We start from the raw sequence: 24041 nt of genomic DNA, 5'->3' as shown, positions 1-24041 counted from the left end.
GCGATTCCTTATTTGCCGGCAGCAGCGTCCGGGCGCTGCCAGCTGGAGACATATCGGGTGTTCTCGATCCCTTCACACAGGCTGCCGACGTTCAGCGCATCGCGGGTATCTAGCATCACCGCCACTTCGTCGGTGAACTTCTTGGCATAGGCCTGCCCTGCCGCAAACGCCTTGGGATGGGGGCCGTGGGTGAAACCGGCGGGATGGAAGGTGACCATGCCCCGCTCGATATTGTCCCGGCTAAAGAAATCCCCGGCGTGGTAAAAGAGCACCTCGTCGTAATCGTCATTGCTGTGATAGAAGGGCACCTTGAGGGCGCCGGGATCGCTCTCGATGGGGCGTGGCACGAAGGTACAGATCACGAAGCGGCTCGCCACAAAGGTCGAATGAGCCGACGGCGGCAGATGGTAGCGGTGGCTCATCAGCGGGCGGATATCCCGCCAGTTGAGGCGCACCACGCACAAGTCGCCGTGCCAACCTTGCGCATCCAGCGGGTTGAAGGGCCAGGTGATGACCGACACCTGATCGTGGCGCTTCACCTGCAGCGACCAGGGATTCTCATCCTGCTGGGCCAAAAAGCGCTCGTTGATGGCGGGCACATCCAGCGCCGCCGGGTCGAAGATGGCGTGATTGCCCACCAGCCCCTTGTCCGGCAGCTGGTAGCTGTCGTTGGTCGCCTCGATCATCAGGATGAACATGGGCGCACTGGGTTCGATGCGCCACATGGTGCCACGGGGGATCACCACATAGTCGCCGTCCCGCAGAGTCAGATGGCCGTAATCGCAGAAAAACTCGCCGCCCCCCTCGTGGATAAAGAGCAGCTCGTCGCCGTCGGCATTGCGCACCAGAAACGGCATGGGTTCGGATAGCCGCCAGAACCGGTAGCGGCAGTGGGGGTTGCTGAGAATGTCGGGGGCCACCCAGGGTGAGAGCGAACTCACCTCCTCTTGCAGAGCATTGAGGTCAAACAGCCGTGGCCGCAGCGGCCCTTCCCAACTGCTCCAGTCGGTGGGGGCATGCTTGTGGTGCATATGAGTGGCGGGGCCGAAAAAGCCGCTGCGCCCCAGCTCGCGCTCATAGATGGCCTGTTCCGGCAGGTCGGCATGGGCCTGACGGGAGTGGGTCCCCTCCCGATGGGGGAAGTTAATCCAGTTACGCATCGCTCGCTCCCTCTTTGCGGGCACCCTTCTCATCCTCGCCGCCATCCAGCACGCCGCGGCGGATCTGGTCCAGCTCGATCGATTCAAACAGAGCCTTGAAATTGCCCTCGCCAAACCCTTCGTTACCCTTGCGCTGGATGATCTCGAAGAATACCGGGCCTATCACGGTATCGGTGAAGATCTGCAGCAAGATGCCATCCTTGGTGGGGGAGCCGTCGATGAGGATGCGCAGCTCTTTGAGGGCCGCCAGATCCTCCTGATGTCCCTCGACCCGGCTGTTCACCTTCTCGTAGTAGGTATCGGGCGTCGGCATAAAGCCGGTGCCGCGGCTGCGCAGGGTGCGGATGGTCTGGTAGATATCGCTGGAGGCCATGGCGATGTGCTGGATCCCCTCCCCCTTGTACTGGCGCAGGTACTCCTCGATCTGGGACTTGTCATCCGCCGACTCGTTGATGGGGATGCGGATCTTGCCGCAGGGGGCGGTCATGGCGCGTGAATGCAGCCCGGTCAGCTTGCCCTCGATATCGAAGTAGCGAATTTCACGGAAGTTGCCGATCCGCTCGTAGAAGTTGGACCAGACATCCATATTGCCGCGATGGACGTTGTGGGTCAGGTGATCGATCTCCATAAGACCGGCATCCACCTCGGCCATCCGGGCCTGCCAGTCGGGGTAGAAGACAAAATCCACGTCATAGATGGAGCCCTTGTCGCCATAGCGGTCGACAAAGGAGAGAGTGCTCTCGCCGATACCGTAGATGGCGGGAATATTGAGCTCCATCGGCCCAATCTTGCCGACAAAGGGCTTGGCCCCCTTGGTAATGGCGAACTGCTGGGCCTTGCCCGCATCGCTCACCCGAAACGCCATGCCGCAGACGCTCGGCCCGTGCAGGCTGGCAAACTGTTCGGCTTGGGAGTGGGGCTCGGCATTGACCACGAAGTTGATGTCCCCCTGCCGGTAGAGCCAGCACTGCTTGTGCTTGTGCTGCGCGACCTCGGCAAACCCGAGCGAGACAAACAGGCTCTTGAGGGCGGCAATTCCTTTGGCATCGGGGGCCGTGTACTCGACAAACTCGAAGCCGTCCGTCCCTAACGGATTAGAGCTCAGCGGATTGATGGTATGAGTGGCGGAAGAGGTGGCATTCATCGGGCGCTCCTTGCTCTTGATTCGGTTAAAACGGATTGCAGCACCCAGTGGCGCGACAAGTGTTAACAACTTGTTTCATTAGAAGCAGGGCGTAGCAGGAAGAGAAGAGGCGGGTTGCAGATAGTTTTTCGCAGCTGGCAGCAAAAGATGTAAATAGATTGTGACATTCAAGCCGCAACCCTGCGGATCAAAGTGTGACGACCCGCATGGCTGTCAGCTTTGGCTTACAGTTGCCAGTTTTTGACCATCAGATGGGGCAAGCGGGCCCGGGCCTTTTGCAGTCGCGTAGGCGTCGGATTGATCAACCACGCCTCTTTCCCCAACCCCAGCAGCGGCAGATCGTGCAGGCTGTCGCTAAGCGCCAGCTCGGCATCGAGGACGCAGATCTCCGGCAACAGTTTGTGCTGGCCGTGGCAATAGAAGCGCGGCATCAGGCCGCCGAACCGGTAGTGCATCTGCGAGCCAATGATCCGGTGGGGCAACTGGCCGGGCAGTTGCTGATAGAGCTGGGCTCGCACCAGCGCGCAGGGGCTGGCGGAGATCACCCAGCAGCGCGCGCCCTCGCTTTGCAGCAGATCGCGAGCCTGACGAAACAACCCCGGCCTGGTGCGGCAATAGTCACGCACCAGCTTGCGCCACCCCAAAGGGGAGAGCCCAAAGGTGATGGCCCACCAGATAAGGGAGATACCGCGCCGCCGCTGGCTGGGAACAAGATAGACCAACCCACCCAGCGCAATCACCGGCAACAGCAATAGCGGCCAGATCCGGCGGCGCAGGATATAGCGCAGTAGACCGGCATGACTGTCGCCGGGGGCCAGAGTGTCGTCAAAGTCGGCCAGGATCCAGCGCGTCGCGCGCCCTTCTGGCTCACGGTCTATCGATGAATGGATCATGGCGTCAGGCTCTGAGCCCATAAACATCAGGGCGCAAGGGCGGCGATGGCGGCCGTGATCTCGGGGGTGACAAATTCGCTCCCCACATCGGGCGGGCAGACAAAAGCGAACGGCTCCCCCGCCAGGGTGAAGCTGAGCCGCCAGGCGTGCAGATAGCCCCGCTCGGCTGGCGTGCCGCCATAGCGCTCATCCCCCAGAATGGGCGCGCCGATACTTTTGAGGGCAACCCGGATCTGGTGGGTCTTACCGGTCTGCGGCTTGATGCGATAGAGCCGCAGCCCCTCGCGCACCGACACCGAATCGAACCAGCTGATGGCGGGGTTTTCCAGCGTACGCGCCAGCAACCAGCTGCCACCTCGCCCCTTTTGCATATCCCCTTTCACCCAGCCCTGCTTCTTCTTGGGTTTGCGATCGGAGAGCGCCAGATACTGCTTGCTCACCTTGCGGGCCGCAAACGCCATGCTCAGCTCGCGGTTCGCCTCTGTGGTGCGGGCCAGCAGCACCAACCCGGAGGTCATCTTGTCGAGCCGGTGCACCGGATAGAGGGTCAGCCCTGTATCGGCCTTCACGCGATTAACCAGCCCCGGATTGACCGCCTCCCCGTCGCCCTTCTCGTCATGCATGCCGATGCCGGGCTGCTTGTCGATAACCAGGAAAGCGGGATGCTCAAACAATATCCGGTACATAAAACCTCGGGAACTGGGGAATAAGGCATGCAGCCAACGACTGGCGGCGCTCGGGAGTGCTGCATTCTCCCTGCTCATCCGCCATTTGGCAAACCGGGCGGGCAGAGGATGAAGATAAAAAATGGCCCCGCCTGCAACAGGCGGGGCCATTTTCGCTCATCTTGGCAGATCACACCTTACACATTGCGCGGGCGCAGGTGGGCGTGCCAGCGCGCTTCCCACTTCTTGAACAGCCAGACGATGACAAAGGTGAGCAGCATATAGAGCAGCCCTGCGGTCAAAAAGGCCTCGAACGGACTGTAGTAGCGAGAGTTGATGATCCGCGCCGCGCCGGTCAGATCGACGATGGTGATGATGCCCGCCACCGCCGAGCCTTGCAGCATGAAGATCACCTCGTTGCTGTAAGCCGGCAGTGCCCGACGAAACGAGTTGGGCAAAATGATCCGGGTCAGGGTCTGCCAGCGAGTCATGCCAAAGGCGTTGGCAGCCTCAATCTGGCCGCGCGGCATATTGTGCACCGCCCCGCGCACGATCTCGGCGGTATAGGCGGCGGTATTGAGGGTGAAAGCCAGCAGGGCACAGAACCAGGCTTCGGAGAAGAGCGACCAGGCGGCACTGTTCTTCAGCCACTCCCACTGGGCGGCGCCGTAGTAGATGATAAAGAGCTGCACCAGCAGCGGGGTGCCGCGAAAGAAGTAGATATAGGCCCAGATCGGCCCCTTGATCAGCCAGTTGCGGCTATTGCGCAGGATGCCCATGGGCACCGCCAGCATCAACCCAAGGATCAGAGAGAGGGCCACCAGCCAGACGGTGGTATAGAGCCCCTCCCAGTAGGTGGGCCACTCTTTGAGAATGATTGAGAAATCCATGGCTTACCTCGTCTTGATGGCATAGTGACGCTCGGCCCACTTGAGCGCCGAGGTGGAGACTGCGGTGAAGATCAGGAAGATCAGCGCCACCGCCATGTAGAAGGTGAAGGGTTGCTGGGTCGAGCCCGCCGCCAGCGAGGCTTTGCGCACCATGTCATCGAGGCCGATGATGGAGACCAGCGCGGTGGTTTTCAGCAGCACCAGCCAGTTGTTGCCAAACCCGGGCAGAGCGTGGCGCATCATCTGGGGGAAGAGGATCCGCACAAACACCTGGGTTGCCCGCATGCCAAAGGCCCGTGCGGCCTCCAGCTCGCCTTTGTCCACCGCCAGAATGGCGCCGCGAAAGGTCTCGGTCATGTAAGCGCCGAAGATAAAACCGATGGTCGCGACACCGGCCACAAAGGGGCTGATGTCGATATAGTCCGGAAGCAGGGAGACCCACTCCTGATTGGGATTGCTCTCCAGTAACCAGCTGTTGTAAGTCTCGTTGACCCAGGTGCAGATGCCGTTGATCAGCACCTGGCCACCAAAGAAGAGCAGCATCATCAGCACCAGATCGGGGATGCCGCGAATGATGGTGGTGTAGCCGGTGGCGATGGCCCGGGCCCACTTGTAGGGAGAGAGTTTGGCCAGCGCCCCCAGCATCCCCAGCAGCAACGCCAGCAGCAGGGAGGCCAGCGCCACTTCCAGGGTGACCCAGGCGCCCTCCAGCAGCGAGGCTTCGTATCCTTTCAAATCAAACATATGCAGCTCCATCGCCACTGAATCTTCACGCACCTGCTAACCAGAAGGCTCCATAGCAGTCCGAATGAAATATGTGCAGCTCCATTGCAATCAATGCGGGCCCGTAAACTCCCTCAGGGAGGTGACGGGCCCGATGATTACTGACGGGATCAACCTGTCGTTACTTGCCGTAGACGTCTTTGGACTTACTCGCCGTAAACGTCTCTTTGTTTTACTCTCCGTAAACGTCGAACTCGAAGTACTTGTCGTTGATTTCCTTGTACTTGCCGTTGGCACGCAGCGCCAGAATGGCGGCGTTGAATTTCTCTTTCAGATCCTTGTCAGCCTTGCGCACCGCAATACCGGCCCCCTCGCCAAACCACTTGGGATCGGTCAGTTTCGGGCCGACGAATTCGAAGGCATCACCGCCCTCTTTCTTCAGCAGACCGTCGGTGATGGCGGCAGAGTCGGCCAGCACATAGTCCACACGACCGGATTTCAGATCGAGATAGGCTTCATCGGCGGTGCCGTAACGCTTGATGGTGGCGTTGGGGAAGTTGTCGGTAATAAAGGTATCCATGGAGGTCGCACGCTGCACCGCGACGGACTTGCCTTCCATAAAGGCTTTGTCGAGCTGCACGTCAGTGCCCTTCTTGGCGGCAAAGCGGGCCGGAATGTGCTGGTACTTCTGGGTGAAGTCCACCTTCTTCTTGCGCTCTTCGGTGATGTCCATGGTAGCGATGATGGCGTCAAACTTGCGCGACAACAGCGCCGGAATGATGCCGTCCCAGTCCTGCTTGACCAGGGTGCACTTCACTTTCATCTCTTCGCACAGGGCGTTGGCGATGTCGATATCAAAGCCTTTCACCTCGCCACTGGGCTCGGTCCAGGAGAAGGGGGGATAGGCACCCTCAACCCCGATCCGGACCTCTTTCCACTCCTTGGCCATCAGGCTACCGGACGCAAGGGCAGTAACTACGGCTGTCGCCAGCATCAGCTTGTTCATGTATCTCTCCTTGATAAAACAGTTGATTGGGTAACCAGGCATCCCGCCATCAGTAGATGGAGGAGATGAATTGCTTGAACCGCTCGGATTTGGGATGGGCGAAAATCTCCTTGGGGTTGCCCTCCTCTTCCACCCGCCCCTGATGCAGAAACATCACCTTGTTCGATACATCCCGGGCAAACGACATCTCGTGGGTCACCACCAACATGGTGCGCCCCTCTTCAGCCAGCTCGCGCATCAGGCCGAGCACCTCTCCCACCAGCTCGGGATCCAGCGCCGAGGTGGGTTCATCGAACAGCATCACCTCGGGCTCTACCGCCAGCGCACGGGCGATGGCGGCCCGCTGCTGCTGACCACCGGAGAGGTGGCCGGGATAGTAGTCGCGCCGCTCCCAGAGTCCAACCCGGTTGAGCAGTTGCTCTGCCTTGGCCAGTGCTTCGGCACGAGGCACCTTGAGCACCTGGATTGGCACTTCGATGATGTTCTGCATGATGGTCATGTGTGACCAGAGATTGAAACTTTGAAACACCATGGCCAGCCGGCTGCGGATCCGCTCAACCTGACGCATATCCTCGGGCAACCGCTCGCCGGCGCGGCTGGTTTTCATCCGGATCAACTCGCCATGGAGCGAGACGGTGCCGGATGAGGGGGTTTCGAGCAGATTGATACAGCGAAGAAAGGTCGACTTCCCCGAGCCGGAGGAGCCGATCAGGGAGATCACATCCCCCTTGTGGGCGGTCATGTCAATGCCCTTGAGCACTTCGTGGGTGCCAAAATATTTGTGCAGATCACGTACTTCCAGTGCGGCAACGTCGCTCATCCATTACAACCTTGTCTGTCCCTAGACGCCGCAGGGGGCGTGACTCAACCATCGTCCATTTAACAAAAAGTTAACCGATGGCAACCTTCAGCGAAAATATCACCCGGATAGTGAAAAAACAATACAGAACGAGGGTCTTCAGGGGATTCGCTCTATTTTTATTCGCTCTTTGCGTATTTTTCAGCACTTTGTTTGCATAAACAGCCGTTTCAATGGCTATTCCGATAACGCCTTTTTATACCCCAATCATATCAGTGGCAAGAGAAAAGCGTGATGTGTGCCAAACCGGCACCAAAATGGCTTTATGCACCCCCTTGCCGAGCGAGATATCGGCCCCCCGATTGGATCAACTTGATTTCATTGGTGCACTCGGGCTCGCACAGAACCTTATCAAACAGAGAGGTGGTGGCAAAAAAGTAACAATCTGCCCCCAAAAGGGCTGTTTTCGGCCATGAAAGCGAGAGATATGTGACACAGAGCCAATAAGTAATGATAATGTGGTGTTTTTATCAGTTTTTGTGATCGAGGCCTCGATGCTGCTCAATGTGCTGCTGATCCTGTTGCCACTGGCAATCGGCTATCTGATTCCCCTCTCCTCTGCCCGGCTGATCAAGCTGGTCAACCAGAGTCTGGGCAAGATGGTCTACCTCATTCTGTTTCTGATGGGGCTCGGGCTTGCCTATGTGGAGAACCTTGGCAGCAATCTGGCGGTGATCTTCAAGGTCGCCGGGGTGATGCTCACCGCGATCACGCTCTGCAACCTGCTGGCCCTCTGGTGGCTCGACAAGCGCACACCGCCGACCCATGAGGCGAGCGATGCCAAGATGCCGGGCAAGTTGCACCTGCTGTGGGAATCCCTGCAGCTCTGCTTTGTGGTGCTCGGCGGCGTGCTGCTCGGGCTGCTGGTGGATCTGCGCGCCCTGCCCATCGACAAGTGGAGCGAGTGGGCCCTGATGCTGCTGCTGTTTCTCATCGGGGTACAGATGCGCAACTCCGGCATGCGGCTGCGCCAGATCCTGCTCAACCCCTGGGGGATGAAGATAGCCGCCACTGTCATCCTCAGCAGCTGGCTGGGCAGCCTGCTGGCGGCCCAGTTGCTGGGCATGCCCTTTGCCCATGGTCTGGCGATGAGCTCGAGCTTCGGCTGGTATTCGCTCTCCGGCATTCTGGTGGCCGACAAACTGGGGCCGGTGCTCGGTTCTGCTGCCTTTATCAACGATCTTGGGCGCGAGCTTATCGCCATTCTGATCATCCCGGTCCTGATGCGACGCCACCCCTCAGCGGCCATCGGTTACGGCGGCGCCACGGCGCTGGACTTCACCCTGCCGGTTATCCAGAAATCAGGGGGCATTCAGGTGGTGCCGGTGGCCATTGTCTCCGGCTTTATCCTGAGCCTGCTCGGCCCCATCCTGATCTTGGGGTTTCTGGCGATCTAAGCCTGATTCCCACATTGCAGATAAAAAAAGCCCGACCTTGTTGTCGGGCTTTTGCTGTTTGGAGCCACCACGCACTCGCACTGACTACGATATTACCCGCAGCCTTATTCGCGCCACTGGCCGCCACTCATCACCCGTTCGATAGCAAACGTCCGGTCGTGCACCAGCAGCAGATCCGCATCCTGTCCGACCCCGATACGCCCCTTGCTGCCGAGCCCCAGCGCCTGCGCCGGATTGCTCGTCACCACGGCCAACGCCCTCTCCAGCGAGACACCGAGCCGGGTCGCGCGCACGCACTGCTGCCACAGGCTGGCAATCTGGCCGCAGCGCATCTCGATTAGCCGCCCTTCGCCATCAAAGCGCGGCAGGCTGGCGTTGGCATCCGAGCTGAAGGTGATGCGCTCGGCAGGCACACTGGCGGCCAACAGCTCGAGGAGCGCATCGGCGGCCAGCCGCTCGCCATCCTCCAGCAGATCGGGAAAGCTCGAGGTGGTGAGGTCGACCCAACCTCCCGCCTTGCCCCACTCGATGGCCTCGGCAAAGAGCCAGGGGTTGCGGTTGCAGTGAGTGGGATAGAGCTGGCGCAGCGGAATATCGGTCTCATCGCGCAGGGCCCGCAGGGGCGCCAATGCCCCCTTGCCATCCCCGACATGAAAGAAGCTGACCCCGCTCTTGCCCGCAAGCAGCCCTGCCACCCGCGCCTCGCTGGCAAGCCTGGCCAGCTCATCGTGGGTCGGCGCACTGGATCTGTGGTCGCTGATGGCCACCTCCCCCACCCCCAATACCTCGGGGATCAGGATGATGTCCGACTCCACCGTGCCGGTCAGGGTCTTGACCGGCAGATGGTAAGAGCCGGTATACATAAAGGCGCTCACCCCGGCGGCGCGAAACTCGCGCACCTTGCCGAGCACCTGCGCGGGAGTGCGGGTCAGGCTGTCGGTGCCAAGCGCCGCCACCAGGGTGGTGACGCCGGCCTTGAGCGCCTCGCTCGCCGCCAGTTCAGGGGTGCGAAAAGCAAAGCCCCCCTCACCGCCACCGCCCGTGATATGGGCCAGCGGATCCACCAGCCCGGGCACCAGATAGCGGCCTCGACCATAGACCCTGTGCAACGGCCAGTTTGCTGGCACCGTCAACCCCTTGCCCATCCAGGCAATGCGGCCATCGGCCACCAGCAGATCCTGCTGGCCAAGGTGGGTGGGGCTGAAGACCTCGGCTCCCTCGATCAGGGTCAACATGGCGATCCTCCTTGCACGATTGTCGCTTGCCCAATGAAAAGAGAGGGAGCAAGCTCCCTCCCCCCGTCAACCACCATATATATCGTACTTGAAGTACTTCTGGTTGATCTGCTGATAGGTACCGTTGGCACGCAGGGCCTTGATCGCCTCGTCCAGCTTGCCCTTGAGCTCCTTATCGCTCTTGCGCACGGCGATCCCCATACCATCACCAAACCACTGGCGATCGGTCAGGGCGGGCCCCACATAGTCGAACTTGTCGCCCCCCTCTTTGCCAAGGAGTCCCTGCTCAATGGCAGAGGCATCGGCCAACAGGGCCAGCACCCGACCCGCCTTCAGATCGAGATAGGCCTCATCGGCATTGCCGTAGCGGACTATGGTGACATTCGAGCCAAAATTGTCGGTCAGGTACTTGTCGTGGGTGGTAGCACGCTGCACCCCGATGCGCTTGCCCGCCATGCCTTCCGGGGTCAATGTCAGATCGGTCCCCTTGGCCGCCACAAAGCGATTGGGAATATGGGCATATTTCTCGGTGAAATCGACCTTCTGGCGCCGCTCGTCGGTGATCGACATGGCGGCGATGATGGCGTCGTATTTGCGCGACAGCAGGGCCGGGATCATGCCGTCCCAATCCTGCGCCACCAGCTCGCACTTGACCGCCATCTGCTGACACAGGGCGTTGGCGAGATCGATATCAAACCCCTTGATCTCGCCCGACGCATCGGTCCAGGAGAAGGGCGGGTAGGCCCCCTCCACCCCGAAGCGCACGGTTTTCCACTCCTTGGCCATGGCGGGGGTGGCCAGCAGGCTGGCAACAAACAGGGCTGAGAGGGTCAGTCTGATCTTCATCATGAGTACTCCATTACATAAAAAGCGCACAGGCGCGGACAAGGCACCGCAGGCGAATAAATGCGATGACCAAAAGCGGCAAAATCTGGATGAGCGAGATCACGCCCGAGCGGGCGTCAGTGAACTGCTCCAAGGGTTCGATCTATTCGTCGAACCACTCGGAGAGATAGAAAGGCTTGAAGTAGAAGGCCAGAAAAAAGCCTCTGGCTTTGCGCATCATGGTGGTTTGTCGCGTCCTGTGACAAAGATGGCAATCACCTTAGCACGCCCGAATTTTGCCCGGCAATAGGCAGCCGCCGGGCAGTAGCAAAATCCCGACCATGGTCAAGGCGGGCGGGATCCGTTAGGCTCGAAGCACCTTGCCATCCCATAACAGACCCACAGCTACCGATGAATTTTCTGGCCCATCTCCATCTGGCTGCCCACACCCGAAGCTCCCTCACCGGCAATCTGCTCGGCGATTTCGTCAAAGGCACGCTGCCCACGGGGCTTGCCGCCCACTTCGATGAGGGGATCTGGCTACACCGCAAAATTGACGCTTTCACCGACAGCCACCCCGAGCACAAGGCGGCCGTCGCCTGTTTCGAGGCCCCCTGGCGCCGCTTTGGCGGCATAGTGGTGGATATGATCTACGACCACTGGCTGAGCCAGCACTGGGAGCTGTTCGGTACCGAGCCCCTGCCCCGCTTCCTGCAACGCAGTTATGACCAGCTATTGGCGGATCACCCACGCCTGCCGGATGGACTGCCACTCCCCCTCAAGCGGATGGCCGAGCAAAACTGGATCGCCTCCTACCGCCACAAGGAGGGGCTGGGGCAAGCGCTAAATGGCATCGGCCGCCGACTGCGTCGCCCGGTACAGCTGGGAGAGGCGCTGCTGACCCTTGATGAGTCGCAGTGGCAAACATGCGAGGCGGGGTTTCTGCGCTTCTATCCCCAGCTGATGGCCTTTAGCCAGCAGCAGCTGGCCCAATATCGGGCAGCCCAAGGGGCACAGTGATCCCTCTGGATAGAGCTGCTTCCCCATAAAAAAACGCCCCTTGCAGGGCGTTTGTCATCAGTTGGCTTCGTCTTTCTTTTTGCGAATGCTTAAGCCCAGCTCCCGACCACGCAGTCGGGCGTAATAGATGGTGCCGACAAAAGCGAGAGTGGTGAAGACCAGCTCCACCACCGCCAGCCACCGCTCCCCCTCATCCGTGGTGATCAGGGTGAGGGCGTGGAGGAAATAGGGCATCAACACGAAGTTGCCCCAGGCGTGGGTGTAGGGGTTGCCCTGCACTATCCCCTTGAGAGGGAAGAGCAGCGGCACCGTCCAGATCACCGGCAGCAGCCAGGGGTTGAGGTCCGGATGGGGTGACAGCCACAGATGCCAGAGGATGACCCAGCCAAGCAGGCCGAAGAAGCCGACCAGAGTCAGCCAACGTGCGAAGCGGGTGCTCACTTGAGGATCTCCAGCACCTGCTCCGGCGGGCGACCAATGCGGGCCTGACCATTCTTGATGACAATTGGGCGCTCGATCAGCTTGGGATGCTGGTGCATGGCGCGAATAAGGGCATCACCGCTGACATCGGCCAATCCCAGCTCCTTGTAGAGCTCTTCCTTGGTGCGCATCAGCTGGCGGGGATCGTTAAAACCGAGCAGAGAGAGCAGGTTGCGGATCTCATCTTCGCTCGGGGCCTGCTCCAGATAGAGCACCACATCAGGGGCGATCCCGTGCTGTTCCAGCAGGGCCAGGGTTTCGCGACTCTTGGAGCAGCGCGGATTGTGGTAGATTTGGGTCTCGCTCATGGTAACTCCCTGATTAATCGCAAGATGGGACTAGAAACGGCGCTATTGTAGGGGAAAGTGATGGTCAGGGTAAGCAGCAGTGGAAAGGAATTGAAACGAATTTGTTGGCTGATTGTGGCGGGCCTGCTGGGCGCCTGCACACCCGCCCCCGAATTTACCGATGCCACAGGGAAGTCGGTCAGCCTGCGCCACTTTGCCGGCAAGCCGCTGCTGATCAACTACTTCGCCCCCTGGTGCGCCCCCTGCCTGCGGGAGATGCCGCGCCTCAACGGGCTGGCAGCTGAGGGCCAGATCACAGTGGTGGCCATCAACTACGACCCGACCACGCCAGCAGCGCTGGACAAGCTGGCTGCGCAGTATCACATCAAGGTGCCGCTCCTTATTGCCAATGAAGATGCCAGGCTCCCCTTCCCTCGCCCAAGCGGCCTGCCCACCAGCTATCTGCTCGATAGCGAGGGCAAGCTCAAGCAGACGCTGGTCGGCGAGCTCGACCAGCAGCAGATCGAGATGCTCAAGGCGACCGCCAGCAGCCTGAGTCACTAGCCCATCGCTGCTATCACCGTCCTCCACATCAACGCCACCGCCATAAACAACAAGGGCGCACCGTGGTGCGCCCTTGTTTGATAGGCCAATGCCAGTTTCGTTAGCCCTTGAGGCTGTCGAGATCCTTCTTGGCCCGCTCCAGCTCGGTGATGCGCGCCTCCAGACGAGCCAGGGTCATCCGATCGCTGGTGGTACCGCGTGCCACGATCAGCTCGTCGATGGCCGCCTGATAATCCCCGCGCAGCGCGAGCATCTCGGCCCGCGCCATATGCAGCTCGGTCATTCTGCCCGCCTTGCGATAGGCATCGGCCAGCAGGTTCCAGGCCAGATTGTTCTCCTCATGGGCACGGGCATAGGGGTCGAGGATGGCGATGGACTTCTTGTAGTTGCCGCTCTCGAGGTAGGCGTTGCCGAGGTTGACCACCACCACTTCGTTATCCGGCATCCGGCTGCGGAACTTCTCGAGGCGCGCGATGGCCTGAGCACTGCGCCCCTTGGCCAGATCGATGTCGGTCTGGGCATCGACGATAAAGAGATCTTCCGGATGACGGGCCGCCAGCTCCTGCATCAGGGTATCAGCCTCGTCGGTGCGCTTGAGCTGGATCAGCGCCAGCGCCTTGCCATAGATGGCGGCATCCTTGAGCGGATAATCCCCCTTCTGGATCCGGCTATCGAAGTAGCTCAGCAGCCCCTGCGGGGTATCGGTACCAAAACGCACCTGAATCCGCACCTTGGCCAGCCAGAAATCGAGGCTGGGCGGCAAGTCGCGGCGGCCATAGCTGCCTGCTCGGGCGCGGGCCTCGCTGATCCGGGTCTCCGGCAGCGGGTGAGTCAGCAACATTTCCGGCGGCTTGCTGGCATAGCGATACTCGGCAGCCAGTTTCTGGAAGAAGTTGGCCATCCCCATGGGATCGAAACCGGCATCGTAGAGGGTCTTCATGCCGATCCGGTCCGCTTCGTATTCGTTGTCGCGGGTGTAGTTGATGGCAGACTGCATGGAGAGGCCCAGCGTGGTTTGCAGCGCGGCGATACCGGCAGTCGGGTTGATCACCGCCAGTGCGATGGATCCCACCAGACCGGCCAGGGTCACCGCCGAGCTGCTCGCCTGCGCCTCCATGTAACGGGCGATATGGCGCTGGGTCACGTGGGTGATTTCGTGGGCCAGTACCGAGGCCAGCTCGCTCTCGCTGTCGGCGTAGAGGAAGAGGCCGGTGTGCACCTTGACCCGCCCGCCGAGGAAGGCGGCCGCGTTGATGCTGGAATCATTGATGAGGAAGAAGGTAAACGGGAAACGCACCCCATCGGCGTTGGTCAGCAGTCGCTGACCCAGATCGTCAATGTACTGGCTCAGCACCGGATCATCGATGATCGGCAGACCCGCACGGGCAAAGCGCATAAAAGCGTTGCCGTAACGCACTTCCTGCTCGATGGGCAGGGCAGCAACCCCGGCCGTGCCGATGTCGGGAAGCTGATTGTTGGCCTCGGCATGAAACGTGGCGCCCATCAGGGAAGCCAGCAGGGGAAGCGATGCCATCAGGGGGGAAAAACGTGCCACGTTATCTCTATCTCCATCAGAAAGGGCCTCGGCAGAATACCCTTGCCCATCAAGGGCTACAAGCGTTGTTTCATGCTCTTATCACGGCCATAATAGCGGCCACCTGCCTGATGGAGCCCCCATGGAAATTCTCGACCTGACCCCCTGGCGTTGCCCCGAGCCGCTGATCCGGCTCAAGCTCTGGTTAAGGGAGGCCCAAAGCGGTCAAACCGTCACCATCCGGCTGGCCGATGCGGGCTCCCGGCAGGATATTCCGGCCTATCTGCACCGTCAGGGCCACCATGTCGAGGTGCAGCAACAACCTGACAATACCCTCTCTTTGCAGTTGGTTGTCGGGGCGAAACAACCATCTTGAGCCCCAGTGATGTAAGGATGCCGTCATGTTAGAAGTATTGAAGCGCTGGTATCAGACCCGTTTTTCCGATCCCGATGCCGTTACCCTTTTCCTGTTGCTGGTGTTCTGCTTCACCATCATCTGGCTGTTTGGTGATCTGCTGGCCCCCCTGCTGGTGGCGCTGGTGATGGCCTATCTGCTGGAGTGGCCGGTCGCCCGGCTGCAAAAAGCGGGGCTGTCGCGCACCCTGGCCACCAGCGTCATTCTGATCCTCTTTATTGCAGTGGCGGTGGCCTCCTTGCTGGGTCTTATCCCGACGCTGGTCAGTCAGGGGATCAATCTGGCCAAAGAGGCGCCGGCCATGCTGACCCACGCTCAGGATTATGTGCGCACCCTGCCTGACAAATACCCCGAGCTCATCGACGTCAGTCTGGTGGAGACCGTCATCGACAATATTCGCCAGCGCATCCTCAGTGGCGGCGAGCATCTGGTGAGCGCCTCCCTCAGTTCGCTGGTCAACGTGGTCGCCATCATGATCTACCTCATTCTGGTGCCGCTGATGGTCTTCTTTATGCTCAAGGACAAGCGGGTACTGATGGGCAGCCTGCGCCGCTTCCTGCCGCGCAACCGCACCCTGGTCAACCGGGTGTGGGTCGAGATGAACAACCAGATCATCAACTACATCCGCGGCAAGGTGATCGAGATCCTCATCGTCGGCATCGCCACCTATGTCCCCTTCGCCCTGATGGGATTGCGCTACTCGGTGCTGCTGGCGGTCGCGGTCGGCTTCTCGGTGCTAATCCCCTATATCGGCGCCGCCGTGGTGACAGTTCCGGTCGCCATGGTCGCCCTGTTCCAGTGGGGGCTCACCCCCGAGTTCGCCTGGCTGATGGTGGCCTATCTGGTCATTCAGGCTCTCGATGGCAACCTGCTGGTGCCGGTGCTTTTCTCGGAAGCGGTCAACCTCCATCCGGTCGCCATCATCATCGCCGTGCTGGTCTTCGGCGGCTTGTGGGGATTCTGGGGAGTCTTCTTCGCCATTCCCCTCGCCACCCTGGTCAAGGCGGTGATCAATGCGTGGCCAAAACGTGAAGAGATGCCCAGTGCTGCAAAATAACCTGCTTCCCCTGCAATCGTGACAACGGAGTGTCCATGACCTTTTTTCGTCAAATCAGAGCGGCAGGACTGACGGCCCTGCTCCTCGCTACAGCCCTCCCTGCGCGTGCCGATATCGATCTTGGCGCCATGGATCTGCTCACCAGCGACAGCCCAACCAGTCCGGTGCCACAAGGCTTTGTCGCCGGTGCGGCGCTCATCGGGGGGCAGGCCCGTTATGAAGCACAAGATAACAGCCTCTACGCCATCCCGGGCTTTATCTATTTTGGCGACCAGTTCATGTTTCTGGGGGATCGGGCCCGCTACTACTTCCACAAGGATGAGAACGTGGCCCTCTACGGCTATGGCCGGGTCCGTTTTGGCAATCTGGATCCCGAGGACTCTCCGGCCTTTACTGGCATGGAGCAGCGAAAATGGCAGCTGGAAGGCGGGATCGGTGGCAACATCATCACCCCCTACGCCCTGCTGACCGTGCGTGCCAACAGCGATGTCACCGGCCGCAGCAAGGGGCAGGAGCTGCTGCTGTGGGCCGACTTCCCCATCCAGCGCGACAACCTGCTGATCATGCCGGGGATGGGGCTGATGCTGCGCAGCGACAAGATGGCCAACTACTACTTCGGCGGCATCTTCGAGAGCGAGGCAACCGCCCAGAGGCCCGCCTGGGATACCGGTACCACCCTATCCCCGATGGCGGCCCTCGTCACCAGTTACCGCTTCAGCCCCAACTGGATTGGCATGTTTGCCATGAACTACGAATGGTATGATCGGGACATCAAAAACAGCCCCATCGTCCAGCACGATGGCGAGCTCTATGCGGGTTTTGCGCTGGGCTATATCTGGTAACAGTTATGAGTCTTGAACCGTGAGACACGACCAAACAAAAGGGAGCCCTCGGCTCCCTTTTTCACGACCATCATCAGGCTGGTAGTACAGCCTACTCAGGCTGCCAATTCAGGCTGACAGCGCCGCCAGAAACTCGGTCAGTTGCTGATTGACGAAGGACTGATTTTCCAGCGACGAGATGTGGCCAGCCATCGGGATCTCCCTGAACGGGCAACCCAGCACCTCGGCCATCAGATAGCCCTCCAGCACCGGACGGGCCTTGTCCTCGCAGCCTGTCATCACCAGCGCGGGAGTGGTGATCTCCTCCAGCCACTCGATACGATCTTCGCGGGTCACAAAGCTGCGGCCCACCGCCACCATGGCGGCGATCTTCTCGTTTGGCCAAGCGGCAAGACGCGCCTTGAAACCACTCATCAGCGCCTCATCAGGCTGGCTGGCAAAGAAGATAGGCGCCACCTGTTCGATGATGGGTGCAGGAATTGAACCAAGCTGCTCGATCGCAGCGAGCATGCCGAGGTAGCGCTCGCAGGTGATCTGCGGTTCCAGGCCGACAAAACTGTCCATCAGCACCAGACCCTTGAGGCGGTTTGGCACCATGCGCGCCAGCTCAACCCCCCACATGCCACCGATGGAGAGGCCCACCAACACGAACTCCTCAATGCCGAGGGCATCGAGCAGCGCCAGGTGATCCCGCGCCAGAGTCGCCAGGGTGCAGCCACCTTCGGGGAGCAGGTCGGAATCGCCGTGGCCCCACAGCTCGGGAACGATGCAGCGATAGCTGCCCTTGAGCGCCTCGATTTGCGGCGCCCACATGGCGCTGTCCCACAGATAGCTGTGACCAAACAGCAGTACCGGCCCTTGCCCTTCATCCAGATAGGCCATCCGGCGGCCCGCTATCTCCATAAAATGCTTCATGTTATCTCCTGTTGCCAGCGATGGGCGGGCAGTGTATCACGTCCCCCTTGGCAGGTGACGCTTCCCTGGTGCAAGCTGACAGTGACTCAAAGAGGTCACCCATGAAAGGATGCCAAAAGGAGAAGCCCATGGCGAAGGAGAAGAGCAAGAAGCGGCCACGTCTGGACAAGAAGTGCTACGAGCACCACCTTGCCCATCTGCAGGAGGAGCTGGTCAAGCTGCAGGAGTGGGTCAAGCAGGAGGGACTGAAGGTGGTGGTGCTGTTCGAGGGACGGGACGCCGCCGGTAAAGGGGGCGTCATCAAGGCGATCACCGAACCGCTCAACCCCCGGGTCTGCCGGGTCACGGCGCTGCCCGCCCCCTCCGATCGGGAGCGATCCCAGTGGTACTTTCAGCGTTATGTGGCCCACCTGCCCGCCGCTGGCGAGATGGTGCTGTTTGACCGCTCCTGGTACAACCGGGCCGGAGTCGAGCGGGTGATGGGATTTTGCAGCGACGCTGAGTATCGCGAGTTTCTGCGCGCCTGCCCCGAGTTTGAGCGGATGCTGATCCGCTCCGGCATCACCTTGATCAAATACTGGTTCTCGGTCAGTGACGAGGAGCAGGAGAAGCGCTTTAAAGAGCGGATCAACACCCCCATCAAGCGCTGGAAGTTCAGCCCGATGGATTTGCAATCCCGGTCACGCTGGGTGGAATACTCCCGCGCCAAGGATGACATGTTCACCTACACCGACACCGAGGATTGTCCCTGGTTCGTGGTGGAGGCAGATGACAAACGCCGTGCCCGCCTCAACTGCATCGCCCATCTGCTGAGCAAGGTACCCTACGAGGCGATCCACTACGAGCCTATCAAGCTCCCCCCCATCAAGACCGAAGGGTATGAGCGCCCGCCGCTGGCCAGCCAGACCTTTGTGCCCGATATTACCGCCGAACTCGAGGCTTGAACCGGGTTACCTTGCCTATCTGCATGTTCAAATCGCAGGCAATAAAAAGCCGGTCTGACGACCGGCAAAAAGGCATTGATTATTAAGAAAGGAAAACCAGCACAACAAAAAATCAGGTACGGATATATTTGGCGGTACGGGGGAACGCCTGCTCCTTGGCATCGAACAGGTAGCAGGCTTCGGCCGGGATACCCACGCTGTAGGTCTGACCGGTCGCCACATCCACATCCGAGGTAGCCTTGACGGTAAAGTCGTGACCATCCACATCCATATAAACGAAGGACTCGGCACCCAGGTGCTCGGCCACCTGCACGATCCCGCTCACCTTGCTGTGTGCATGGGGGTGATCCAGCGGCATCAGATGCTCGGGGCGAATACCCAGCTCCACCTTGTCACCCACAGCGCCACTGCGGGCATCGACCCGGGCACGCACGGTATCGCCAGAGGTCAACTTGACCAGGCACTCCTGCTCGCCAATCTCCAGCAACTCGCCCGCCAGGAAGTTCATCTTGGGAGAGCCGATAAAGCCCGCCACGAACTTGTTGTCCGGGTTGTGGTAGAGATGCAGAGGTGAACCGAACTGTTCCAGGTTGGTGGCAGCTTCGGCCTTGAGCGGGCTCAGCACCACAATCTTGTCGGCCAGGGTCATCGCTTCCACCTGATCGTGGGTCACGTAGATGATGGTGGAGTTAAGCTCCTTGTGCAGCTTGGCGATCTCGATCCGCATCTTGACCCGCAGCGCGGCATCCAGGTTGGACAAGGGTTCGTCAAACAGGAATACCTGCGGCTGCTGCACGATGGAGCGACCGATGGCGACACGCTGACGCTGACCACCGGAGAGCGCCTTGGGCTTTCTGTCCAGCAGCGGCTCAAGACCCAGGATCTCGGCGGCGCGCATCACCCGCTTGTGGATGTTCTCTTTGTCCATCTTCTTGAGCTTCAGACCAAAGGCCATGTTCTCGTAGATGTTCATGTGCGGATAAAGGGCGTAGGACTGGAACACCATGCCGACGTTGCGCTCTACCGGCGGCACGTCGTTCATGTAGCGACCGCCGATGGTCAGCTCACCGCTGGTGATGTCTTCCAGACCCGCGATCATCCGCAGCAGGGTGGATTTACCGCAGCCGGACGGGCCGACGAAGACAATGAATTCGCCTTCCTTGATGGAGAGGTTGATGTTGCGCAGGGTGTCCTTGTGAACAGCCGGATCGTAATTTTTGCGAACGTTGTTGAGTACTACTTCAGCCATGACGAGCTCCGCTCTTGAATCTTTGCAAATCGTGATAGCGGGGGGAGTCAGCTCCCCCGGCCATAAACTTAACCTTTCACACCACCAGCAGTCAGACCGCCAACCAACCAGCGCTGTGCCAACAGGAAGACCACAGTGATGGGGAAACCGGAGAGCACTGCGGCCGCCGCGAAATCACCCCACAGATAGTTCTGCGGATAGAGGTACTGCTGGGCCCCGACCGCCAGGGTCAGATTGTTCACATCCTGCAGCAGGATGGAGGCCATGGGCACCTCGGTAATGGAACCGATAAAGGCCAGAATAAACACTACCGCCAGGATGGGCACCGACAGGGGCAACAGGATCAGACGGAATGCCTGCCACGGGGTCGCCCCGTCGATGGCCGCCGCCTCCTCCAGGGAGGAGTCGATGGTCTCGAAGTAGCCCTTGATGGTCCAGACGTGGAGGGCAATCCCCCCCATGTACGCCAGGATCAGGCCACCGTGGGTGTTGAGACCGAGCCAAGGGATGTAGTCACCAATCTTGTTAAAGAGCGCGTAGATGGCTACCAGTGCCAGCACTGCCGGGAACATCTGGAAAATCAGCATACCCTGCAGGATGGTGGACTTGCCACGAAAACGCAGGCGGGCAAAGGCGTAAGCACAGGTGGTGGAGAGCGTCACGATCATCAGGGCTGTGATGCCGGCGATCTTGATGGAGTTCCACAACCAGGTCAGCACCGGGAACGGCGGCGGCGTGATGCTGCCGTCGGCGTTGGTGATAGACATGCCCAGCGCCAGCTTCCAGTGATCCAGCGTCGGATTGGAGGGGATGATCTCCCCTACCGCGAAGTTACCGTTACGGAACGAGATGGCGATAACCATGATCAACGGGAAGATGATCAGCGCCAGGAAGCCCCACATGACCAGGTGGGTTGCCCACACCCGGTATTTGACTGATTTGGGTTGTACGATTGCCATGTTGAAGCCTCCTTACAGCTGCTTGTCGGCTTTGGACAATTTCAGGTTGAGCAGCGCCAGCGCACCTACGATGAGGAAGATAGCTGTGGCGATGGCACTGGCCAGACCGTAGTCCTGACCACCCGATCCCTGGAACGCAATCCGGTAGGTATAACTCACCAGCAAGTCGGTGGTACCGGCCGGGGTGCTGGCGCCGATGATGTCGGGCGCACCGTTGGTCAACAACTGAATAAGCACGAAGTTGTTGAAGTTGAAAGCGAACGAGGCAATCAACAGGGGTGTCAGCGGCTTCATCAGCAGCGGCACGGTGATCTTGAAGAAGTTCTGTACCGGACCGGCACCGTCCATGGCGGACGCTTCATAGAGATCTTCCGGAATGGCTTTGAGCAGGCCCATGCAGAGGATCATCATGTAGGGGTAGCCGAGCCAGGTGTTGACAATCAGGATCATCACCTTGGCCAGGAAGGGGTTGGTATACCAGTCCGGCTTGATGCCAAACGCCGCTTCCAGGAACATGTTGATCTCACCGAAGTTCTGGTTGAACAACCCCTTGAACACCAGGATGGAGATAAACGCCGGGATCGCATAGGGCAGGATCAACATGACCCGATAGAAACCGCGCCCCTTGAGCTCTTCCCACTGCACCAGACAGGCCAGCACCATGCCGATAGCCAGGGTGAAAGCGACGGAGCAGGTTGAGAAGATCACGGTCCAGATGAAGATCTGCAGGAAGGGTGACTGGATGCCCGGATCGGTGACGATGCGCGCGAAGTTCTTCCAACCGACGCTCACCACAAAGCCCGGAGCAATACTCTTGCCGACAAACTGACCCTGTTCGTCGATGTACTGATAGAAGCCGGTCTCGCCATTGGGCAGCATCAGCTCGCCATTCTGGGTATCACGCAGCAGGTTGCTGTCTTTGATCACCACGCCGGACTTGAGCACGGCACCATCCATCAGACGGGTGTAGTGCTGCTTCTGGGCGGCAAACTTGCGCAGGCTGCTCAGGGTCAGGTGGGTACCGCCATCCGGCAGTACCAGATCAAGGTCACTCAGATGAGTACGATGTTCAACAATGGCGCGGATCGGTGCGGCCTTGCTGGCCGCTTCGCCAGTGAAGGGCTGCAGCTCGACCACTTGCTGGGTGTTCTGCACACGGCCCTCGCGGGACGCCAGCTCACGGGCCTTGTTGGTCATAAGGGAAACAGGTTGGCTGATAAAGGATTGATCATCCTGTGTCAGCAGCAGCTGGAACTGGCCATTGTCGCCACCCAGCAGGGTAAAATCGAATTCACCGCCCGCCACCTTGTAGGTTTTCTTCAGGTGGTAGTCCCGCGCCTGCTCCACGGAGAGCAAGTTGGACCCCGAATAGTTGGTGAAGGCAATGCCAATGGTGTAGGCAAGAGGGAAGATGATAAACACAACCATGCCCGCAACACCCGGAAAGATGTAGCGATGGGCATAGGTCTTCTTGTTCATGAAGACATACAGACCGACGGAAACCACCACCAGATCCAGCAGCGCGAATACCCACTCGCCACTGGCGTACATCATCACGGCTGCGTAGCCGTTGAGGATGGCAACCAGGGCCGCTATGGTCCACTTAAGCCAGGTGTGCTTATCCTTCGGACCGGCATAGGACTCAACAGAAGGAACTACTTCCATGCCAATTAACCTTTATAACGCCAAGAGAGATTTGAGAGAGTGGGAGGCCATGACGGCCTCCCGGGTAGTGCGTGCTTACTGAACGATACGCTTGGCAGCGGTATCCAGAGCTTCGTCAACACCCTGACGACCGGAGGTCACGTTCTTAAGGGCAGTTTCGAAGGAAGACCAGAAACGGCTCATCTCGGGAACGGATGGCATCGGCTCGCCAGCCTGGGCGTTCAGCATGGTGGCCTTGATGTGCGGATCGGATTCCAGGGTCTTCTGGAAGGATTTCAGCGCAACGGCACCCAGCGGCTTGTCGGCGTTAACCGGCGCCAGACCGGCATCGGTCAGCAGGTAGTTTTCCAGGAACTCGATAGCCAGATCCTTGTTCGGGCTGGCAGCGTTGATGGTGGCACCCAGTACGCCAACGAAGGCTTTGGCCGGCTTGCCGTTCAGGGTCGGCAGCGGCGCTACGCCGTACTTGATGCCGCTCTTGTCCAGGTTGCTCCAGGCCCAGGGACCGTTGATCATCATGGCCACTTCGCCCTTGTTGAACTTGGCGTCCATCACACCGTAGTCGATGCCTTTTTCCAGGTGACCGGACTTGATCATCTCGGAGATGTAGCCCACGCCCATCTTGGCACCTGCGTTGTTCACGCCGGTATCTTTGACGTCATAACCGGTAGCGGTTTTCTTGAAGGCGTAACCACCGTTGGCAGCCACCAGCGGATAGCTGAAGTACGGGGTGTCATAAGCCCACATGATGGCGCGCTTGCCATTTTTCTTCAGAGTCTCGTCAATCTTGGCGATCTCTTCGAAGGTTTTCGGCGGCTCGGGCAGCAGGTCCTTGTTATAAATCAGGCTGACTGCTTCCATGGCAACCGGGTAGCCATAGGTTTTGCCATCAACAGTCATGGCATCCCATGCCAGCTGTTCAAATTTGCCTTTGGTGGCAGCGTTCGGCGTTACCGGAACCAGCAAACCGGCTTTGACCCACTCACCGTAACGGTCGTGAGCCCAGAAGAAGATGTCCGGGCCGTTGCCAGTGGCGGCGGCTTGCTGGAATTTCACTTCAACCTGATCCGGGTGAGCAACAGTAACCTTGATGCCGGTTTCTGCTTCAAACTTCTTACCCACTTCAGCCAGACCGTTGTATCCCTTGTCACCGTTGATCCAGATGGTCAGCTGGCCTTCATCGATGGCAGCAGTAGCAGAGCAAGCGACGCCAAGAGTGGCCAGACCGATCAGGGATGACAGCAATTTCTTTTTCATGAGCCTTTCCTTGTATTAGTTCCGCGCTGTAAGAGCATTGTGTGCGAGATGAATAT

The 24041-nt window shown here is 59.6% G+C and carries 26 protein-coding genes; 8 read left to right on the top strand and 18 right to left on the bottom strand.

The window, feature by feature from the left end; translation table 11 throughout:
* Positions 1–8 precede the first annotated feature (8 nt).
* The 8 genes from AB5Y86_RS17185 to AB5Y86_RS17150 all read right to left on the bottom strand — a co-directional run bounded on the left by AB5Y86_RS17185 (position 9) and on the right by AB5Y86_RS17150 (position 7301).
* Positions 9–1160, bottom strand: coding sequence for a homogentisate 1,2-dioxygenase (locus AB5Y86_RS17185; protein WP_368193539.1), 1152 nt, complete (start codon positions 1158–1160; stop codon positions 9–11).
* Complete coding sequence (gene hppD / locus AB5Y86_RS17180; protein WP_368193537.1) at positions 1153–2304, bottom strand: 4-hydroxyphenylpyruvate dioxygenase; 1152 nt, start codon at positions 2302–2304, stop codon at positions 1153–1155. Before hppD ends, AB5Y86_RS17185 begins: the two co-directional genes overlap by 8 nt.
* Before the next feature lie 224 nt (positions 2305–2528).
* The gene (locus tag AB5Y86_RS17175; RefSeq protein WP_368193535.1) at positions 2529–3197 is read right to left on the bottom strand and encodes a haloacid dehalogenase-like hydrolase; all 669 of its coding nucleotides are present in this window, start codon (positions 3195–3197) and stop codon (positions 2529–2531) included.
* Between the two features lie 26 nt (positions 3198–3223).
* The gene (locus AB5Y86_RS17170) at positions 3224–3883 is read right to left on the bottom strand and encodes a TIGR01621 family pseudouridine synthase (RefSeq protein ID WP_167569953.1); all 660 of its coding nucleotides are present in this window, start codon (positions 3881–3883) and stop codon (positions 3224–3226) included.
* A gap of 176 nt (positions 3884–4059) precedes the next feature.
* On the bottom strand, positions 4060–4752 hold the full coding sequence (locus AB5Y86_RS17165) for an ABC transporter permease (protein ID WP_005337302.1): 693 nt from the start codon (positions 4750–4752) through the stop codon (positions 4060–4062).
* Between the two features lie 3 nt (positions 4753–4755).
* The gene (locus AB5Y86_RS17160; RefSeq protein ID WP_005352911.1) at positions 4756–5496 is read right to left on the bottom strand and encodes an ABC transporter permease; all 741 of its coding nucleotides are present in this window, start codon (positions 5494–5496) and stop codon (positions 4756–4758) included.
* A gap of 211 nt (positions 5497–5707) precedes the next feature.
* Positions 5708–6481, bottom strand: coding sequence for an ABC transporter substrate-binding protein (locus AB5Y86_RS17155; protein WP_005337307.1), 774 nt, complete (start codon positions 6479–6481; stop codon positions 5708–5710).
* Between the two features lie 49 nt (positions 6482–6530).
* A complete protein-coding gene (locus tag AB5Y86_RS17150; protein ID WP_005337310.1) occupies positions 6531–7301 on the bottom strand; it encodes an ABC transporter ATP-binding protein in 771 nt (256 codons plus the stop codon).
* A gap of 533 nt (positions 7302–7834) precedes the next feature.
* Here AB5Y86_RS17150 and AB5Y86_RS17145 point away from each other — a divergent pair.
* The gene (locus tag AB5Y86_RS17145) at positions 7835–8737 is read left to right on the top strand and encodes a lysine exporter LysO family protein (RefSeq protein WP_043819350.1); all 903 of its coding nucleotides are present in this window, start codon (positions 7835–7837) and stop codon (positions 8735–8737) included.
* A 104-nt stretch (positions 8738–8841) separates the two neighbouring features.
* Here AB5Y86_RS17145 and iadA read toward each other — a convergent pair whose 3' ends face one another.
* Positions 8842–9972, bottom strand: coding sequence for a beta-aspartyl-peptidase (iadA, locus tag AB5Y86_RS17140; RefSeq protein WP_368193533.1), 1131 nt, complete (start codon positions 9970–9972; stop codon positions 8842–8844).
* Positions 9973–10038: 66 nt separating this feature from the next.
* The gene (locus AB5Y86_RS17135) at positions 10039–10818 is read right to left on the bottom strand and encodes an ABC transporter substrate-binding protein (protein WP_368193612.1); all 780 of its coding nucleotides are present in this window, start codon (positions 10816–10818) and stop codon (positions 10039–10041) included.
* 1 nt (position 10819) lies between these two features.
* Here AB5Y86_RS17135 and AB5Y86_RS17130 point away from each other — a divergent pair, with 1 nt between their 5' ends.
* Both AB5Y86_RS17130 and AB5Y86_RS17125 read left to right on the top strand, forming a co-directional pair.
* Positions 10820–11107 (top strand): hypothetical protein, encoded by a 288-nt coding sequence (locus tag AB5Y86_RS17130; RefSeq protein WP_368193532.1) that lies wholly within the window; start codon positions 10820–10822, stop codon positions 11105–11107.
* Positions 11108–11208: 101 nt separating this feature from the next.
* On the top strand, positions 11209–11817 hold the full coding sequence (locus tag AB5Y86_RS17125; RefSeq protein WP_368193530.1) for an ACP phosphodiesterase: 609 nt from the start codon (positions 11209–11211) through the stop codon (positions 11815–11817).
* Between the two features lie 57 nt (positions 11818–11874).
* On the opposite strand, the gene AB5Y86_RS17120 is transcribed toward AB5Y86_RS17125, so the two are convergent.
* Positions 11875–12258 carry a DUF2069 domain-containing protein gene (locus AB5Y86_RS17120; RefSeq protein ID WP_005333836.1) on the bottom strand — a complete coding sequence of 128 codons (384 nt, stop codon included), beginning with the start codon at positions 12256–12258 and terminating at the stop codon, positions 11875–11877.
* Entirely contained in the window at positions 12255–12605 is a 351-nt protein-coding gene (gene arsC / locus AB5Y86_RS17115; RefSeq protein WP_128835936.1) for an arsenate reductase (glutaredoxin), read from the bottom strand. The genes AB5Y86_RS17120 and arsC overlap by 4 nt, the downstream gene beginning before the upstream one ends.
* Before the next feature lie 60 nt (positions 12606–12665).
* On the opposite strand from arsC, the gene AB5Y86_RS17110 reads away from it, so the two are divergent.
* A complete protein-coding gene (locus tag AB5Y86_RS17110; protein ID WP_201910379.1) occupies positions 12666–13148 on the top strand; it encodes a TlpA disulfide reductase family protein in 483 nt (160 codons plus the stop codon).
* A 100-nt stretch (positions 13149–13248) separates the two neighbouring features.
* Here AB5Y86_RS17110 and AB5Y86_RS17105 read toward each other — a convergent pair whose 3' ends face one another.
* Positions 13249–14703, bottom strand: a complete 1455-nt coding sequence (locus AB5Y86_RS17105; protein ID WP_368193528.1) for a M48 family metalloprotease — start codon at positions 14701–14703, stop codon at positions 13249–13251.
* A gap of 121 nt (positions 14704–14824) precedes the next feature.
* Here AB5Y86_RS17105 and AB5Y86_RS17100 point away from each other — a divergent pair, with 121 nt between their 5' ends.
* The 3 genes from AB5Y86_RS17100 to AB5Y86_RS17090 are packed head-to-tail and all read left to right on the top strand — an operon-like array spanning position 14825 to position 16996.
* A complete protein-coding gene (locus tag AB5Y86_RS17100; RefSeq protein WP_236358856.1) occupies positions 14825–15058 on the top strand; it encodes a sulfurtransferase TusA family protein in 234 nt (77 codons plus the stop codon).
* 25 nt (positions 15059–15083) lie between these two features.
* Positions 15084–16154 carry an AI-2E family transporter gene (locus AB5Y86_RS17095; RefSeq protein ID WP_005352935.1) on the top strand — a complete coding sequence of 357 codons (1071 nt, stop codon included), beginning with the start codon at positions 15084–15086 and terminating at the stop codon, positions 16152–16154.
* A 35-nt stretch (positions 16155–16189) separates the two neighbouring features.
* Entirely contained in the window at positions 16190–16996 is an 807-nt protein-coding gene (locus tag AB5Y86_RS17090; protein WP_368193526.1) for a MipA/OmpV family protein, read from the top strand.
* 108 nt (positions 16997–17104) lie between these two features.
* Here the strand turns inward: AB5Y86_RS17090 and AB5Y86_RS17085 are convergent, their stop codons facing one another.
* Positions 17105–17911 carry an alpha/beta fold hydrolase gene (locus AB5Y86_RS17085; protein ID WP_368193525.1) on the bottom strand — a complete coding sequence of 269 codons (807 nt, stop codon included), beginning with the start codon at positions 17909–17911 and terminating at the stop codon, positions 17105–17107.
* A 128-nt stretch (positions 17912–18039) separates the two neighbouring features.
* Between AB5Y86_RS17085 and ppk2 the strand changes: the two genes are divergently transcribed.
* Entirely contained in the window at positions 18040–18855 is an 816-nt protein-coding gene (ppk2, locus tag AB5Y86_RS17080) for a polyphosphate kinase 2 (protein ID WP_005361444.1), read from the top strand.
* A gap of 112 nt (positions 18856–18967) precedes the next feature.
* Here the strand turns inward: ppk2 and AB5Y86_RS17075 are convergent, their stop codons facing one another.
* The 4 genes from AB5Y86_RS17075 to malE form a co-directional block, all read right to left on the bottom strand.
* Entirely contained in the window at positions 18968–20104 is a 1137-nt protein-coding gene (locus tag AB5Y86_RS17075) for an ABC transporter ATP-binding protein (RefSeq protein WP_368193523.1), read from the bottom strand.
* Positions 20105–20172: 68 nt separating this feature from the next.
* Positions 20173–21063, bottom strand: coding sequence for a maltose ABC transporter permease MalG (gene malG, locus AB5Y86_RS17070; protein ID WP_005333868.1), 891 nt, complete (start codon positions 21061–21063; stop codon positions 20173–20175).
* A gap of 12 nt (positions 21064–21075) precedes the next feature.
* On the bottom strand, positions 21076–22728 hold the full coding sequence (gene malF, locus AB5Y86_RS17065; RefSeq protein WP_368193521.1) for a maltose ABC transporter permease MalF: 1653 nt from the start codon (positions 22726–22728) through the stop codon (positions 21076–21078).
* Positions 22729–22803: 75 nt separating this feature from the next.
* Positions 22804–23985 (bottom strand): maltose/maltodextrin ABC transporter substrate-binding protein MalE, encoded by a 1182-nt coding sequence (gene malE, locus AB5Y86_RS17060; protein WP_005333871.1) that lies wholly within the window; start codon positions 23983–23985, stop codon positions 22804–22806.
* Positions 23986–24041 lie beyond the last annotated feature (56 nt).

The sequence above is a fragment of the Aeromonas sp. s8 genome (assembly GCF_040907785.1).
GTDB lineage: Bacteria > Pseudomonadota > Gammaproteobacteria > Enterobacterales > Aeromonadaceae > Aeromonas > Aeromonas veronii.
Note: the sequence above shows the minus strand (reverse complement) of the source record. Positions and strands in the feature narration are given on the sequence as shown.